Here is a 17637-nt window from a genome sequence, read left to right on the forward strand (position 1 = left end):
AAATTATTCATTTCATATATTAATTCTTCTCCACATGTTAAGGTTTTACCACCATCAATACAGTAAATATCTTTTTTATTCTTAAACCATTTTTCAAGGCTATCATTACAAATTCTTGATTCTTTTATTGCTAAAATAAATTCCACCACATCCAGCCATTCTTTTGAATTACGCCATGCTAAATCAAATATCTTTTCAAATTCATGAAACTCTTTTATTTCTTTACGGGAAAGCATATCTTTCATAAACAGTCCTTCATAATTATCAATATTTCCAATAATAAAGCATCTATTTTCTTCCCGATAATTATTTACCAAATTTTTAATACAATCGGCATTTTCAATTGAATAAGCATAAGAGATAATTACGAAATCTAATTGTTTTGTATCTTCTGTCCGGATTTCATAGGTTTCAGTCTTTTTGTCTAGTTTCTTCTTGGTAACAAAATATTTTGATTTATTCATTTTTTCATTGAACCTAATATCTATTTTCATATTTGCTTCTCCTAGAAAACGTAATCATTTTTTCATTTTCCTAAAATTTGTTAGTAAATATTCCTGAACTATTGGATAAAGAGTTTTTTTATATGTTTCAATATTTATGTAAAAATCAAAATTTTCACGTTCTTTTATTCATTCTTTATTATCTGTGACTATTGCATAGTATTCTTCAATCGCTCTTGCAAATAACTCATATGTTCGTCCACGATTATTTGTTCTTTTTTCTGGCACAGGAATCATTTTTGAACGAAATAATTCTGCAATTAATCTTTCTTTACTGCTGCGCCGAGAAGAGGCAAATTTATAACGTGAAAATGAATTCCTGTTGTTATGATTTAAGAAATGTGCTAATTCATGAACGAAAACACAATCAAGCTGATTATTTTGCAGAAGTTGTTTTACTTCATTTTCAGGAAAATAAAGTTTTTCTTTTAGCCAGTCTTTGTTCATTTTTTCCCTCACTTCTGTAGATTTGTTATAATTCTAAAATAGATAGTCTATCAGTAAGTGAGAGAGTATGAAAAATTATTTATTCCAATCAAAAACAGGCCAATTTTCTATATCTTTGTTATTAATCCAATCCTGGTATGCTGCAACAATAGTAGGTACATATTTTTTTGTAGGTTTTGAAGGATGGTATGCATTTATGAAGACAATATTTTTAAAGCAAAAATAATGATTATTTGCCATAATACTATTTGAAAATGATTTTTCTGTTCCTTTTCTGAAGTTAATCTCAGAAGTTTTTATATCATTTAATGTATTTCCACAAATTATTACATCGGGTCTAATTCGTTTTATTTGAGTAACAAATATATCTCGATTTTCCATGTTTTTTAGATCTTCTTCATATTCTTTGCTTTTTGTTTCTGGATTAGGGTTGAATCTGCCATGTGTTTCCCTGAGAATCCATAATATTTTAATTTTCTCATTCTTGAAGAGTTCATAGTTCATTATGCCATCTTCATATTTATCAGATATGTAATTTCCGTATTCTGTAATCATTTCTGCTTATTATAGCACACAGAAGGTTAAGTGCATGTGATTTAATTTGCTTCCTGAATGCCAACCTTTCCTCCTTTGTTTTCTATGCTTTATTATAGAACCTTCAGTCTCTCATATTATGATAAACTTATATGTTATAATAAAACCATGAGTACACAGACAAAGATTACATACCGCATGTTGGAACGCATTTCATACATTCACCGTAAAATCAAAAGCGGATGTTATCCTAACACAAAGCTGCTTGCATTTGAACTAAAATCAGGCATTGCAACAATCAGCCGTGACTTGGATTATATGCGTGATAGAATGTATGCGCCGATTGAATATGATTACTCGCAGAAAGGCTACTATTATACAGAGCCTTTTGAGCCGTCTTTACAGCATCATCTGTCTGAAAAGGATCTTAGGGTTTTACTTTCTGCGAAGGTTTTATTGTCGCATTACAAAAATACACCTATGTATGAAGATGCCTGTTCTGTTCTGGATTTGCTCTCATCTTCTGCAATGAACGGCAAAAATGCTGAACTTCTTAATCGCATCACAGTTGCACCTACTGTAGAAACAACAGTAAATCAAGATATCTGGAATGTTATTCAAGACGCACTTAACAAAAATCATATTCTTCAATTTGATTACACTGACCGATGGGGCAAACAAACGGAACAGCGAAAATTAAGACCTTATCAGCTTGTTCTTGATGACGGTGTTTGTTATCTTTTCGGCTTTGATGAAGTTCGTAACGCAGAAAGAATCTTTTCTTTAGTCCGAATACGGAATGCTGTTGTAACAGATGAAGAACTTGAATTGTCTGCAGATTTTGAATTTAGTAATCGCCTTTTAAAATTGAACCAAGAAAAAGTGCGGAACAACCGCCCCCGCGTTAGCGGGGAACGCCCTGCCCCTCTTACATCTGGCACACACCAAGCGTAACCGGGGTAATTACTTCCGATGAAATCACGAGGCTTTTTGTTTCGATTCCGGGTTTTGTTGGTGTCAGTTCGATTTTATAGTATCCCGGTGAAAGATGGACTTGTGCAGCATTGACGGTCGTTTCGGCTCCGCCTGTGCTTCTGCACTCAAGGCTGGCGGCTGGCTCTCCGTCAATCATGATATTGGTCACTGACTGTGAAAGGTCATCGCCTTTCTTGCTGTAAGTTCCGCTTATGTTATACATGGCTTCGTGTGCGGCATGAAGATACACGAATTCTGTTTTTTCTGGAAGGATTTTCTCCCCTTCTTCGATTACCACACAGTTTTTTGGCCGTTCAATCTGTTTTGCCGTAAAATTCTTGAATATTTTCAGCGGACGCAGTGGTCTTTTTGCAACCGGGGAAATGCTGATAAAATCAAGGATGTGTTTTGCCGCCTGCTGAAGTTCCGCACGGGTCAATTTTCCGTTTTTAAGGCTTTCTGCGATATTGTCTCCGTGACCGCCTTTATCCGCAAAATCATTATCGACGACCATATAAACATCGTTTCCTGAGCGAATCATGCTGGCGGTATTTTTTATGCTTGCATTTCCGCCCAGCACGCAGTCATTCATTCCAGCCCACCAGTCTGTCATAACTAGCCCTTCATAGCCCCATTCTTTGCGCAGAATTGTTGTGACCAAATCGTAATTGCTGGCCGCCCAATGTCCGTTTATCGCATTGTAGCTTGTCATCACCGATTTGACTTCGCCTGACTTTACCGCAATTTCAAACGGCTTCAGGTAGATTTCGCGCAAAGCCCGCTCGCTGACCACAGAATTTGTGTCACGGCGGCAGAATTCCTGATTGTTTGCCGCGAAATGTTTTATCGTTCCGCTTGAACCGCCTTTGTTGAGTCCTTTGAGCACGGCTGTCGCAATGATTCCTGAAAGAAGTGGATCTTCTGAATAATATTCAAAATTTCGTCCGTTGAGCGGGTTTCGATGAATATTCACTCCTGGACCCAAAAGTGAATCTATCTCAAACTTTACGAGTTCCCTGCCCTCAAATTCATACAATTCCTGAACTAACTCAGGATTCCATGTGCAGGCAAGCAATGTTCCGGACGGCATAAGATTTGTTTCTTTTCCTGTGTCGATTCTGATTCCACTTGGACCGTCAGAACAACCTGCGGCCGGCACGCCCAAATCACGCAATTTCTGAGTGATACCTCCATACGCGGCGGCAATTCCAACGGTCACTTTCTGGCTCATCATGCCTTCACCACGAACCATCGCGGAAAGCTGCTCATCCTCAATCTGGGCAATAAAATCCCTCATTTTTGATTTTCCGGAAAGCACATCCTGAAAGCGGATTCCCCTGTCACCTGTGAACGGAATTTCTTCTGGAATCGATGAATCGATTCGTTCAGCAAGATTTACCTTTGAAAGCGGCACTTTTTCCATACAAACGGAATATTTTCCATTTTCTTCAATTTTGGGCTGAATTCTTTCAAAAGGAAGCTCAGGGGCTGCTGCCTGCGAGAGTTTTTTTACAATCACTGTCGAATCGAGCAAAATTCCTTCATTTCCGTCAATTTCGATTCGTTCTGCACTCTGAACATCACGGCCAGCAAAGATTCTATACAAGCCTTCTTCAAGGACATAAGAGAATTCGTTTCCTGTCACGCCAGAATCATCGTAACTTGCGAAATCAGTTAAATCAAAAGAAAGAGTGATTTCCTCGCTTTCACCACATTCGAGAAGCGTAGTTTTTTTGAAAGCGGCAAGCACTCTCGCAGGCTTTTTGAGTTTTCCTTGAGGGGCTTCAATGTAGGCCTGAACGACTTCCTTTCCCGCACATTTTCCTGTATTTTTAACATTGAATTTGAGGGTGACAATTTGATTTTCAAACGAAGCATTTTTTGCCTCGACAGAAAAGCTCGTATAACTCAGTCCGAATCCGAACGGATAGCGAACCTGCTCTTCGGCAAAAGTAGAAAAATATCTGTATCCGACATAAATATCTTCTATATAATAAACATTATCTTTGCTTCCGAAAGTCTTTGTTGAAGGGTAAAAATCGATGCTGCGGGCAATCGTGTCAGTAAGTTTTCCGCATGGATTTGACTTACCGCATAAAAGCCGTGCACTAGCCATTCCGCCTTCCTGACCACCGTGCCAAACTAAAAGCACCGACTTAATGTGATTCCTAAAGCAAGCCTCATCAATCCACTCCATGTCGATTATGTTTGAAACATTCAGCACAACGCACACATTTTCAAAGCACGCACAGATTTTTCCTAGTGCGACATGCTCTTCATCCGTTAAAAACCAGCTTCCTTTCTGCACGAGATTGTCTTTGTCTTCACCTGCGGTACGCCCGATTACATAAACGGCCTTATTGCATTTTCGCGCCGATTTTTCAACCAAATCGGAATCAAGCGGCATTTCTTTCTGAGTCCACGGCTCTCCTGCCCATGCACCGCCGCCATTATCAAAGGGATTCTTTGCAATCCACTTTTTGTACTCTTCGGCAAGATTCACATCAATTTCTGGAATCTGGTCATCTTCCTTCGAAAGCTCAATTAATGAATCAGTAAGGTTTGTCATATAGCTGACATGAACTGAACCGCCTGAACCTGTTCCGCTTTTGTAATAATCAAACTGGCACCTTCCGAAAACGGCAACAGAATCTGAACTTCTTAACGGCAATACAGAATCTTCATTTTTTAAGAGAACAGCACCTTCTTCAGCACTCTGACGGATTTTTTCAGCAAATGTCATAATTTTCCTCACAAAGCAATTTCTTGAAAGTTAACAAAGTGTATCACAGCCGCAGAACATAGTGCACTGTCTTTAAGGTTGTTATTTTTCGGTTAAGGGGGAATTTTCTTTTCCGGGGCTTTTATTCGGTTTACAGCCGACTTTCGCTAAGGTAGAATAAAAAATGCACTTTTCACGCAAGGTCGTACTTGTTTTTTCATTAATCGTATTTGCTCCCCTTCTCTTTCTGTACGGCGCAACACTTACGCTGAGCTATATTCAAGCAATAAAAGGACTTGAAGCCATCTGTACAACTGAAGTCCGCATGAACGAAGAAAAAATCTATGAAAACATTCAATCCTTAAAACTTATCGACAAAATGATTCGTGCAAACGGCGAATTGATGCTGTTCATTACATCGCCTGAAAATCGCGAAGAAACAGAAGTCATCAGAACGATAAAAGAAGAAAGCCTGACCCTTGAAAGAATCCTTTCGGTCGAGCAGTCAATGTATGCAATCCGAGTGTTTACGGCAAGCGACTTTATTCCGGAGCGATTTCCTGTCATATTGCATTCAAGCCGTGAAAATCTTGCCGCACTGTCTCCATGGGAATTCAATTATGAGGCAAAATACCTGGGCTTCATGTACGCACAAATGCTCCCTTCGGCCTGTTTTACGCAGGAACTTGTTAATGGGAAGCGGAATGTCGGCTGGGTTCAGGTTTCAATGCGCATGGAAGATTTTTTCCCTTTTTTAAAACGCGCACTGGCACCGTATCAGAATGATTTCGTATTCAGTTTTGACCCGAATTCAAACACGCTCACCCAGATAAATTGCACCAGTGTCAGCACAAATCAGACACTTCTTTCCAGTGCGGAAATTGCCCAGCTTTCAAAGAAAATTGCTCGCAGTGGCACAGACAGCATGGTCCGCATTTCTGTAAACGGTGACGATACAATATTCGCCTGTCGTTATCTTCCTGAACTCGGAATCGTGATTTCCCACACCTGCGCTTTTTCAATGATTCGCAATTACAACATCATGATGGGATTTTTCACGCTCTTCGTAATGATTATCGTAAGCACCGGTTTCTTCCTGCTTGTACGCTATACGGCAAACCGAATGTTCCGTGGAATTTATTCAGTAATGAAGGGAATGAGGCGGGTCAGTAACGGTGATTTGACCGTTCAGATTCCGGTTGATGCAATGGACGAAGTAAAAGAAACCCAAAAAACCTTCAATTCCATGATTAAGCAGCTTTCGGCACAAATTGAGCAGATTAAAAACGAACAGCACCTGATAGCCGACACCGAAATGAAGGCAATGCAAAATCAGATAAACGCGCACTTCCTTTACAATGTGCTCGAAACAATTCACATGCAGGCCGTTCTTGCCGGAAACGAAGCCATCTCGCAAAGTATAATGATGCTCGGAAAAATGATGCGTTACTGCCTGCGCTGGCGGATTCATACAGTCACGCTCGAAAAGGAAATGGAATACATTCAGTCCTATGTTTATATTTTAAATATCCGCAACGATTACGAAGTCAGGCTGAATATCGAAATTCCTGAGGAACAGCAAAACCTCAAGATTCCAAAAATGATAATCCAGCCGTTTGTCGAAAATTCTTTCATTCACGGAATTGAACCGCTCGGAAAAACAACAGAAATTCGGCTCTACACCGAAATTGATGAAAAAAACAAAAAAATCTGGCTGTGCGTGCAGGATTTTGGCAAGGGAATGAGCGAGTCAAAAATCAATGAAATACGAAGCTATCTTGCAGATGAAAAATATGAGCGGGACAGCACGGGCAGCATCGGAATCAAGAACATTCAACAGAGACTGACCATGTTTTATGGCCCGGATTATAAACTCGAAATACATTCAGAGCCAGGCAAGGGAACGCTGATTCGAGTACCACTGCCGATTGAAGGAGACACAAGACAATGACAAAAATTCTGATAGTTGATGATGAAAAGTTGATTCGTGCGGGCATTACAAAAATCCTGTCAGATTCTTTTGATAAAAGCGTAATCTTCATGGAAGCGAAAAACGGTGCCGAAGCGTTCGAAATCTGCAAATCTGAGCTTCCCGATGTGATGATTACAGATATCCGTATGCCAGTGATGGATGGCGTGGCTTTAATGCAGAGCGTTTCTGAACTTCCGCAAAAACCGGCAATCATAGTTCTTTCAGGATTTGATGATTTTTCTTATGCAAAAGCCGCGATTGAAAATGGCGCGATGTCTTATATTCTGAAACCAGTCGATGAAAATGAGCTTCTGAAAGTCGTAAAAAAGGCACTGAGCGAAGTTCGCCGCGATGCACAAAAGCACAATGAAGAAAAACTTCGTTCCCTTATAAGCGAGGGGCATTTTTCAGAGGATGTGGCTCAGGAAACAGCGGAATTTGCGAAAAACGGCATGTATTGTGTGAGTCTGTGTTCACCGCTTTGCAACCGCTCCGATGTTGATTTTCTTGACGGCGTTACGCATTACATAATCAAGCAAAAACGCGGATTCATGGACTTCCTTATCTCAAAAGATTCCCTTGACCGCGTGATTTCAAATCCACAGTTTTCAGATTCTTCGCTTGGAATCAGCAGACTTTCCTCAAGCATTTCGGATTTGCGCCGAATTCAACATGAGTCATTCTGCGCCCTTTTGCAAGGATTTTTCGAGCCGGAGAAAAAAGGCGTTTTCAGGTTTTCAGATAATCATTCTTCTTCGGATTTTACAGAAATTGATGCGGCATACGAAAAGATAATATCGAGCCTAGACCTGCTGAATGAAGAAGAATTGCGGAAATCAGTAAAAAGATTCCTTGATTTTGAGTCAATTGAAGGCGAAAATCATGCAGAATGTCTTTTTTATGCCTACAACAAAATCATAAACGGACTGTTTAAGCGCTACCCGAAATTCAGCACGGGAGACACCTATCTGTACATCAAAGGTCTAATGATAGAAAACATCATGCAGGCGGCCACTCTCAATGAATGGAAGGCCTATGTGCTTTCGTACTCAATTTATCTTCTGGAACTGTTGAAAAATCAGCAAGGGAAATACCCCTACATCACAAAGGCCGTCGCATACATAAGCCAGCATTACAAAGAAGACATAACAATGGCAACGGTCGCGAATTATGTGAGCATGAATTACACCTGGTTCAGCGAAAAATTCAAAGAGCAGGTCGGATTGAATTTCAACGATTACTTAAAGAAATTCCGTATGCAGCAGGCAAAACTGCTTCTCGAAAAAGGAACCTACAAGGTTTACGAAGTTGCGGAAAAATGCGGCTTTAAGGATGTAAAGCACTTCATGAAATCTTTCCGCGAAATGAACGGCATGAGCGCAGGTGAATGGGCGAAACTACATAACAATTAGTGAAAAAGCCGGGTCTTGTGTGCAAAACCCGACTTTTTACCTTCTACTCATCAATCAAGACATTCACTGAAATGCCTGTAATCTTTCCGGTGCGCGAGAAAAGTTGTTTGGTTTCGGGGGCGGTCAGTTCGGTGCCGGGGTGGGTGGCTTTGGTGCCGTCGGCGAAATGGATTTCAACAAATGGAGTTGAAGAGAGCGTGTATGTAACTGGAACTGCGCACCAGGTGAAAGAAAGCGTTCTGGAATCAGCTTTTTCAAAGAATTCTTTCTTATCAAGGATTTGCGGCTCGAAGTGTGCCTTTCCCTCTGAAATGCCAGCTCCAAGCTCCCCGAATCGGGTTAGAATCTCTTCTTTTACCTGACCTGTCATGCCCGGCTGTTTTGCGCCTTTTCCGCTCGGCGTGTGGCTGTACGGATCAGACGGGAATGCCCCGTAAAGTTCAGGAGTTTTGTTGAAGCTAAGGCCGCTTCTGATTTCATAATAGGCTTTTTTCAATTTTCCTGCATTTTTATCACCATTTTTGAACGCTTCAAGTGCGTGCTCCTGAACGGCAAGAAGGAGTTTTGAAACCATGTGCCAATAAATGCTTCCCAATCCTTCATAAGCATAGAAAGTTCCGCTTCTGCCGGTGAAATTCTGATGGACAAAGGTTTCTTCGTAAAGTGCCAGAAGTGCCGAAAGTTCCTCTTGCGTCGGCCTTTTTCCTTCCTCAAAAGAATTGACTTTCGCTTCCATGATTCTTGCGTTCTGGAACTCAAAGTTGAAGTGATAGATTCCGTTGCAATCTTTTTCGAGGATTGAATTTCCCGTCCGCTCAATCAGCGCACTCAAAGGAGCGATTTTCTCTTCTGAAATGTTGTTTTTTGCCATAAACAGCGGGAGCTCCCGATTCGGATAAAGAATGTAAGAATTCTGCCGTTTTTCAAACAATTCGCTCTTCCTAAGGGCATCAATGACTTCAAGCGTTTCATCAGAATCAAGCAGCCCAGAAGAAAGAACTGCAACCTGACCTTCAAGCATTTCTTGAAGACGGTGAATTTTCATCTCTTTTTCTGTCGCAACCATCGTGTTGTATGTGTGATAAAGAGCGTCATCCCTTTTGTTTGCGAGAATACTTTCTTTTACGAGTGCGAGTATTGATTTTAGTGAAGAAACAATCTGCTCAGTCGCAATTTCCGTGTTTCCAGAAGAATAGCCTTTCGCGTAAAGCTCATTGCGTTCAGTCTCAAAGATTTTTCCAGCCGCGTCGGTAAATGATTTTCGCGCCGCATCATCTGTAATTGCAGTTTTGACATCAGTTTTTTCGTAGAGGGCTGAAAGGTTGTTAAAGCAGTCAGCAACCGCCTTTGGAACCGTAAAGGATTTTTGACTTGCCTTTGAGTAAATTTCAACGAGGAATCGCAACATTCTGTGGAGATAGCAGAGTGTGACCACAGAAAGACCCCAGCCAGCGAGTGCGTTGTTCGCATCATTCCATTCAGGCCGCTGTGTGTTCATCCAGATTCCGCCGCCCGGAACGAGATTTGCCGCCTTTGCAATCACAATTTGAAGAATCTTCGCAGTGAATGAAACAAGGGCCGGTTCTTCGCCGTTCATGACGAGCTTTGCATCGCTTCCGTAAGACTCGCTTTTTTTAATCAGCAGGTCGCTCAGTTTCTTGTCAAAGAGGATTGAAGAATGTGGTGCCTTGAGGATTTCAGCATAGCTTTTCAGGCGGTACGGAATATTGGAACTCGTGTAGATTTGACTGTTCAAATTCGCGAAAAATGATTCTGAATCGGCCTTGTTCCACAGTTCAAGGAATTTCTGAAGGTAAATCACCTGATGGTCTCCCCAGTAGCCGTATTGTGCCCACGGATTGTCAGGTTCAGGGCATTCCCAGTCAATTCCGGCGCGTGAAATTCTGTACGGATTGAAGCCGTCCGCGCTCATTGCGTTAAGGAATTTTGCCGTCATATTAGGAAGATAAGAAGGATAGCTCATTGCAAGGGCTTCCCAGTTCTGAAAGATGTCGCGCCAGTTGCCTTCATAATTGAGAATCGGATTTTTATTTGAGTCAACGAGGCGGATATTGAAGCGGTTCCACGGTCGGCTCGGATCACCATGTCTTCGGCTGAAAATGACCGGCATGTATTCGAGGGCGAGCCTTGTAAGCTGGGCATCATTTGCCGCATTGATTTTTTCCATTACTGCTGATTTTTCAAGAGAACACTTTCCGGCTAATTCACCGAGCACTTCTTTTGCCTTTCCGTATTTTGCGGCATTCCGGCTTTTGATAAAGGCAAGCAAATCTGGTGCATTGATTCTTCCGTTATCAGCGAAAAATCCTCCGCGCATGATGTTGAACATTACATTTGCCCGGTGATGAACGGCCGTCATCGTGTCGGCGCTTTCCTGAATTCCGTCCGCTTCTTTTAAATACTGAGTCATAAGCTTTTCGCCCGCTTCGATGTCGTCAATCAGGGCACTTCTTGCTTTGATTCTGTCGGCAATCTGCTTTTCGAGAGCAGCGATTTGGCTTTGCGTGAGTGAAGTGTCAAAAACCTGCTCCCAGCTGTCAGATTTTCCGCCTTCAAGGCAAATATTTCTTGCAATAAAGCACGAAGGCCTTTCTCCCTTGATGACTAAATCCGCACGGAGTTTCGATGAATCTCCATCTGCCTCAAAGAACTGCTGCGGCGTGTCGCCCCGTAAAAAAACACTGTCCGTTGTGCTGAACCAGCTTACATTTGCAAGAAGACCTTCGCTGGGCTCAGCCTTGTCCGTAACGACTGAAGAGACTGCAAAAATTGCGAGATTTGCCTTTTCGTCGAGGTCAGTCTTTTTATACGCGTCAAGAAGAACGGAATTCGAGTTCTGGAACCCGGCATTCGTCAATGCGGGCAAAATGTTTCTGCATCCGTCAAGGACTGTAAGTTTTCGAGTTTTATCGCCCAGATTTTCGATTTTTGCCATCCGAACAAGACCGAATTTGGCAGAAGACGACCATCCGTATCTGAATGAAAGGCGGAGCGCGTGATTTATTTCCTCAAACCAGACTTTCGTTCCGTTTGCGTTCTTGTAGATGTTCCGCGTGATGTTTTCGTCTTTTTTGAACCGTGCGCCGTTGCTGCACATCAGGGCAGAAAATGGCTCCCAGAATTCGACGGGCTTTCCGTCTTCTTTTATTGCGATTGCGGCGTAGTGGCCTGTCGTTGATTTTGCGTCCGAAACCTTGTCTGCCGTGTAATAAGGGAAAATCGCGTAATCACAGTTGATTCTTCCTGCAGTGATGCCACCCTGTGACCAGCAGAAATTCCATATATCAGAAGAACTTGTTATGGTCATGAAAAAGTCTTCCATGCAGTCATAATTTTCGATTTTATAGAAAGTCTCGCCGTCAAGCTGTGTGAATGTTCCATTTACAGTTTTTTTCATTTTTCCGCCTCTTTTAAGCAAATGTTTTGATATTTGCACAATAAAGGATGCTTTTGTAACTGTCAATTTTAATAATCAGCAAAACCGAAAGATTGATACCTTTCTGAAAACACACTTCCTAGCAAACCCAATTGGCATGCCCTATACTCGAAACTGAGGAAAAACAGTTATGGAAAAAACGATTGCAAGCCCTTTAGAGGGCACTTTGAAGAAAAAAACTATCTGGCAAAGACTCAAAGAAGAGAAATGGCTTCAGCTGATGGCATGGATGGGACTCATCTGGATGCTGGTGTTCAACTACGCACCTATGTACGGTCTCCTTACGGCATTCAAAAAGAATTACCGCATTACGACTCCATTATTCAGCCTGGCCTTTTTAAAATCGGCATGGGCTGCGAACGGCGGTTTCCAGCATTTCATCAATTTCTTCAAGGATGAGGAATTTGTGAACATCATGGTGAACACGCTTGGAATCAGTCTGCTGAAGCTCTGCATCTGTTTTCCAATACCGATTGCGTTTGCAATCCTGCTCAATGAAGTGCAGAATCCGCGATTGAAGAAATATGTTCAGACGATTTCTTATTTGCCGCACTTCCTTTCATGGGTCGTTCTCGGCGGAATTTTGACCACATGGATGGACGACAACGGCTTGTTCAATCAGGTTCTAATGAGGATTGGAGTCCTCGAAAAACCGATTTCATATCTTGCCGAACCGAAATATTTCTGGTTCATCGTCGTTTTTTCAGATTTATGGAAAGAACTTGGTTGGTCGGCAATCATCTATCTTGCCGCAATCAGCGGTATTGACCAGCAGATGTACGAAGCTGCCGAAATTGACGGTGCAAGCCGCCTCAGACAGATTTTTTCAATCACGCTCCCTTCAATCAAGGGAACCGTAATCATCATGTTCATTCTGGCGGTCGGCGGTCTTCTTAACTCGAATTTTGACCAGATTTTCGTTTTATGGAACCCACTCAACTCAGAGCGTTCAAATGTAATCGACATCTACACCTACAGCACGGCTATGAGAAGCATGCGCTATTCTTATGCGACTGCAATCGGCCTGTTCAAGTCAGTCGTGGCATTCATTCTCTTGTTCCTTGCAAACAAGTTCACTAAAAAGGTGAACGGAACATCATTATTCTAGGAGGCGTAAAAATGATTAGGGCACACAACCGGGCAATGAGCAACATGATTATTACGACCATTATGCTTCTGATTTGCTTTGCTTCACTCTATCCAATCTGGTATACGATTATCGTGTCGTTCAACAATTCCGAGGACACTCTTCGCGGCGGCCTTTACTTTCTGCCACGGGTCTTCACTCTCGAAAGCTACAAAACGGTCTTTCAGGACAAATCGATTGTAAAGGCATTCGGAATCACAATCATGAGGACGCTGGTCGGAACTGTATCAAGCGTAATCTTTACTTCGATGGTTGCCTATGCTTTCTCAAAAAAGCATCTTCTTGGAAACAAGATTTACATGATTATCGGAACGATTACGATGTTCTTTGGTGGCGGCTTGATTCCGACCTTCATCCTTTACAAAAACATCGGGCTCTATGATAATTTTCTTGTTTACATTATTCCGAGCTTGTTTAACTTCTATAATATGATTATCTTCATGGCGTTTTTCCGGGAACTTCCGGTCAGCCTTGAAGAATCGGCAAAGCTTGACGGTGCGAATGATATGATGATTTTCTTCAGGATAATCCTTCCGCTGTCAATGCCTGTGGTCGCCACGATTGCACTGTTCAACGGTGTATGGCAGTGGAACGATTATTTTACAGGCGTAATGTACATAAACGATTCAGACCTTCAGCCGATTCAGACCTTCCTGTACAGGATTGTTGCCAGCGCGAGTGCGTCAAAGGCAGTCGTCAGTCTTCCGGCGGGAATTTCGGCACAGCAGGTCAGCTCACAGAGCGTTCGTCTTGCTACAATGGTTGTAACCACACTCCCAATCGTGTGCGTCTATCCGTTCCTGCAAAAATACTTTGTAAAGGGAATGTTGATTGGTTCTATCAAAGGTTAAAAAAGGAGGCATGATAAAAATTACATCCGTGTAATTTTTATCACGGCCAAGTTTTTACCGTTGGCAAAAACTTGCGAATCCGTTGCTTCCGTGCAACGCCGCTAACGCGGAGTTTTTAAAGGAGAAAAATATGAAAAAAATGAAAAAAATGAAACGATTTGCGTTTGCAGCCGGCCTGTGCATGGCATCCCTTGCCTCGTTCGCGCTTCTTTCCTGCAACGAAAAGAGCGGAAAGACAGGAACTCTTTCGGGCAGCGAAAATGAGCCTGGATGGAAGCTGAATGCTGACAAACCGATTACCTTCGACTGGTATATAAATTTCTCATGGTTTGCACGACATTGGGGCGATTCAAAAGTCAGCAAATACATCACTAAAAAAACCGGCGTAAATGTGAATTTCATCGTTCCTGCCGGAAACGAAGCCGAAAAACTCAACACGATGATTGCAGGTGATGCGCTCCCCGATTTGATTACGCTCGGCTGGTATGAAGGCCAGGTTCCGATGATGATTGATTCTGATTTGGTTTACCCGCTTGATGAGCTTGCAAAAGAATATGACCCATATTTTTTCAAGATTGCGAATCATGACAAGCTCGGCTGGTACCGTCAGGACGACGGCCATGTTTACGGCTATCCGAACGCAAGCTTTACTCCGGCTGACTATGAAACTTACAAGGGAAAGCTCACTTCCAACGAGACCTTCCTTGTCCGAAAAGACATTTACGAGGCACTTGGAAGACCGGATATGACGACTCCCGAAGGATTTCTTGACGCATTGCGGGCCGCAAAGAAAAAGTTCCCGGTCGCAAACGGACTTCCTTTGATTCCTTTTGGAACCGCTGAATTTACTGATGTCGGAAACAGCCAGCTTCAGGGCGTTCTTGAGCACTTCCTTGCAATCAGCCCTGAAAAAGACGGCAAATTCGAAGATGCGGCGCTCGGCCTTACAGAAAATCCTGAATATGTTCGATGGCTCAAAATGCTCCGTCAGGCTCACGAAGAAGGACTCATTCCGACAGATATTTTCGTTGACAAGCGCAGTCAAATAGAAGAAAAAGCTGCCCAGGGACGCTATTTCTGTATGCTTTACATGAACTGGGACATGCAGGCACCGCAGAATGCACTTTATGCCCGCGACCCGGACAGCATTTACATTGCCGTTGACGGCCCGAAAAACAGCCACGGAGACGAGCCTAAGCTTGCAGGCGGAAGCATCGCGGGCTGGACGGTCACTCTCATCAGCAAAAAATGTAAGGATAAGGCTCGTGCGATTCAGTTCCTCACTTACCTCATCAGTGAAGAAGGCCAGATGGACACAAATTTCGGAATCCCGGATGAAACTTACACAATCGTTGATGGAATTCCGACCCTCACTCCTGAAATCAAGGCACTCGATTCTTCGGACAAAAACAAGCAGGAAACAGAAGTCGGTGTCCTTTACACTTACTGGATGCTCATGGATACGGCATGGCAGGCTCAGTGGGGCGTTGAGTATGCGCCTTCCCTTGAGCAGCCGCAGCTCTGGACAAGACCGTATGTTACTTCTTATGCGGTGTATGACGGACTTACGCTTGCGGTCGGTTCAGACGAGGATTTGATTTATCAGGAAATTCAGAGGCGATGGGGCAAAGTCCTTTCAAATCTCATCCGTGCAAAAACAGAATCAGAATTCAACACGATTCTTGCAGATTACAATCAGTTCAAAAAGGACAAGGGATATGCAAGAGTCCAGAAGATTCAGACGGAAATCATGAACAAAAATAAGGCGAAACTTGCAAAATAAATCAAAAAAGAATTAAAAAAGGAGATGATTATGAAAAGAGAAATTGCGCTTGCGGCAGGGATTTGTACGCTGTTCCTGCTGCCCTCTTGCCTTACCGTTAATGCAAAGAAAACAGTCGCAGCTCCGTATATTCCGCCAAAGGTTGAGGGCGTTGCCGCTGGTGAAAAGGAAAGCCTTTCGAAAGTGTATTTTTCGACATCAAATTTCGTGCGTGTTGATGGCAATTTTGATGAATGGGCGGGGCTTGAAGGAGTCCACACACATGAGCAGGTTTACGGCGGACTTTTTGACCCGAAAAATGCCGACGGATTCTTTGTTGCCCGAAGCGATGGCGAAAATCTTTATATCTATGCTGATGTTACTGATGATGATGCCACAGTTAATGCTTATGAAATTCCACAGGCATGGCGAGGAGACGGAATTGAGTTCTTCTTTGGCACTGACACCTCAAAGCACAATTCTTTCAAGGAAAGCGATGTCCGCGTAAGAATCGTTTCACGAAGCAAGACTGACAAAAATGCCGTTTCAATCGGAATCAATGACATTGAAGTTCAAAGTGACGACATTCAGGCAGCATTTGTTTACGGCGAAAAAGGCTATCAGGTTGAGGCAAAATTCCCGCTTTCACTGCTTTCAAACAAAGCATTCAAAAACAACCAGAATCTCCGCGTTGACTATCAGGTAAATGATGCCGACGGGGGAAAAGAAAGAACAGGACTTTTGCACTGGAACAGCCCGAATGACAACACTTATGCGGATCCTGCTTCATGGGGTAACGCAAAGGTAATTTCACTTCCTGAGTAAGATTAAAAAAGTAAAGGAGAAAAAAGAACTATGAAAAAAAGATTTCTTGCTGTGCTCTCGCTCGCATGTGTATTCCTGCTTGGAGCAGCTGCAGAAAAAATAACCGTACAGAAAGATGCGAAAGGCTGGCGTCTCTTTGACGGAACAAAGCCGGTCGAAGTAAAGGGAGTTGTATGGTCTTACACCCCGATTGGCGAAACTTACAACTACGATTTGTTCAGTCATGATGACGCATTTATCCGCCGCATGATTGATACCGATATGCCGCTTTTGAAAGCAATGGGCGTGAATGTAATCCGCTGTTTCTCAACGATTCCGCCGAAGTGGGTTGAATACATCTACACCAAATACGGAATCTACACGATGATTAATGATTTGCTCGGCCGTTACGGTGTGAGCGTCCGGGGCACATGGTGGCCGCAGACAGACTATTCAGACGAATACACCCGCGAAGTTTTGATTGAACAGGCAAAAAAGACAGCTGAAAGCTACAAGGGCGTAAAAGGCGTTTTGATGTACATGTTCGGAAATGAAAGCAACTACGGTCTTGTCTGGTCATCAAATGAAATCGAAAATCTTCCTGTCGGTGAGCAGAATGTTGTAAAAGCCGGTTATCTTTATGACTTGCTCGAAAAAGCAATGGCTGCCTGTAAGGAAATTGACCCGGAACGCCCGGTCGGAATCGTAAACGGCGACACTCAGTACCTTGATTTGATTCACAAGCTCTGTCCTTCACTTGATATTCTTGGCGTAAACGCATACCGAGGATACAAATTCTACGACAGCTTCTATGAAAATATCGCTGACACGCTGGACAAACCGGTCATGCTCACAGAGAGCGGTGCCGACGCCTTCAATGACCTGCTCGGCCAGGAAGACCAGCTCGCTCAGATGAATTATCTCAAAAGTCAGTGGGAAGAAATCTATCAGCAGGCATACGGAAAGGGTAAAAGCCAGAACATCATCGGCGGATTCGTGTTTGAATGGATGGACGAATGGTGGAAACGCTACCAGAACAAAAATCTTGATG

The 17637-nt window shown here is 42.8% G+C and carries 13 protein-coding genes; 8 read left to right on the forward strand and 5 right to left on the reverse strand.

Annotated elements, in window-relative coordinates:
- From Q0Q74_RS12755 to Q0Q74_RS12765, 3 genes are all read right to left on the reverse strand, one after another.
- On the reverse strand, positions 1-494 hold a 494-nt coding region (locus tag Q0Q74_RS12755), incomplete at its 3' end, for a hypothetical protein (protein ID WP_294431425.1).
- A 138-nt stretch (positions 495-632) separates the two neighbouring features.
- On the reverse strand, positions 633-950 hold the full coding sequence (locus tag Q0Q74_RS12760; protein ID WP_294431427.1) for a hypothetical protein: 318 nt from the start codon (positions 948-950) through the stop codon (positions 633-635).
- Positions 951-1025: 75 nt separating this feature from the next.
- A complete protein-coding gene (locus Q0Q74_RS12765; protein ID WP_294431429.1) occupies positions 1026-1505 on the reverse strand; it encodes a hypothetical protein in 480 nt (159 codons plus the stop codon).
- A gap of 147 nt (positions 1506-1652) precedes the next feature.
- Between Q0Q74_RS12765 and Q0Q74_RS12770 the strand changes: the two genes are divergently transcribed.
- Complete coding sequence (locus Q0Q74_RS12770; RefSeq protein WP_294431432.1) at positions 1653-2438, forward strand: YafY family protein; 786 nt, start codon at positions 1653-1655, stop codon at positions 2436-2438.
- On the opposite strand, the gene Q0Q74_RS12775 is transcribed toward Q0Q74_RS12770, so the two are convergent.
- Positions 2413-5202 (reverse strand): glycoside hydrolase family 3 N-terminal domain-containing protein, encoded by a 2790-nt coding sequence (locus tag Q0Q74_RS12775; RefSeq protein WP_294431434.1) that lies wholly within the window; start codon positions 5200-5202, stop codon positions 2413-2415. The two genes, Q0Q74_RS12770 and Q0Q74_RS12775, sit on opposite strands and share 26 nt — an antisense overlap.
- A gap of 163 nt (positions 5203-5365) precedes the next feature.
- Here Q0Q74_RS12775 and Q0Q74_RS12780 point away from each other — a divergent pair, with 163 nt between their 5' ends.
- Entirely contained in the window at positions 5366-7132 is a 1767-nt protein-coding gene (locus tag Q0Q74_RS12780; protein WP_294431436.1) for a sensor histidine kinase, read from the forward strand.
- The gene (locus Q0Q74_RS12785; protein WP_294431438.1) at positions 7129-8565 is read left to right on the forward strand and encodes a response regulator; all 1437 of its coding nucleotides are present in this window, start codon (positions 7129-7131) and stop codon (positions 8563-8565) included. Before Q0Q74_RS12780 ends, Q0Q74_RS12785 begins: the two co-directional genes overlap by 4 nt.
- Positions 8566-8608: 43 nt before the next feature.
- Here the strand turns inward: Q0Q74_RS12785 and Q0Q74_RS12790 are convergent, their stop codons facing one another.
- Positions 8609-11983 carry a hypothetical protein gene (locus Q0Q74_RS12790; protein WP_294431441.1) on the reverse strand — a complete coding sequence of 1125 codons (3375 nt, stop codon included), beginning with the start codon at positions 11981-11983 and terminating at the stop codon, positions 8609-8611.
- Positions 11984-12152: 169 nt separating this feature from the next.
- On the opposite strand from Q0Q74_RS12790, the gene Q0Q74_RS12795 reads away from it, so the two are divergent.
- From Q0Q74_RS12795 to Q0Q74_RS12815, 5 genes are all read left to right on the forward strand, one after another.
- Positions 12153-13130, forward strand: a complete 978-nt coding sequence (locus Q0Q74_RS12795) for a sugar ABC transporter permease (protein WP_294431443.1) — start codon at positions 12153-12155, stop codon at positions 13128-13130.
- An 11-nt stretch (positions 13131-13141) separates the two neighbouring features.
- Positions 13142-14020 carry a carbohydrate ABC transporter permease gene (locus Q0Q74_RS12800; protein WP_294431444.1) on the forward strand — a complete coding sequence of 293 codons (879 nt, stop codon included), beginning with the start codon at positions 13142-13144 and terminating at the stop codon, positions 14018-14020.
- 130 nt (positions 14021-14150) lie between these two features.
- Positions 14151-15803 (forward strand): extracellular solute-binding protein, encoded by a 1653-nt coding sequence (locus Q0Q74_RS12805; RefSeq protein ID WP_294431445.1) that lies wholly within the window; start codon positions 14151-14153, stop codon positions 15801-15803.
- A 30-nt stretch (positions 15804-15833) separates the two neighbouring features.
- Complete coding sequence (locus tag Q0Q74_RS12810) at positions 15834-16607, forward strand: sugar-binding protein (protein ID WP_294431447.1); 774 nt, start codon at positions 15834-15836, stop codon at positions 16605-16607.
- 30 nt (positions 16608-16637) lie between these two features.
- Positions 16638-17637 (forward strand): glycoside hydrolase family 2 TIM barrel-domain containing protein (locus tag Q0Q74_RS12815; RefSeq protein ID WP_294431449.1); only part of this gene is annotated, 1000 nt, incomplete at its 3' end.

It is taken from the genome of uncultured Treponema sp., assembly GCF_946187725.1.
GTDB lineage: Bacteria > Spirochaetota > Spirochaetia > Treponematales > Treponemataceae > Treponema_D.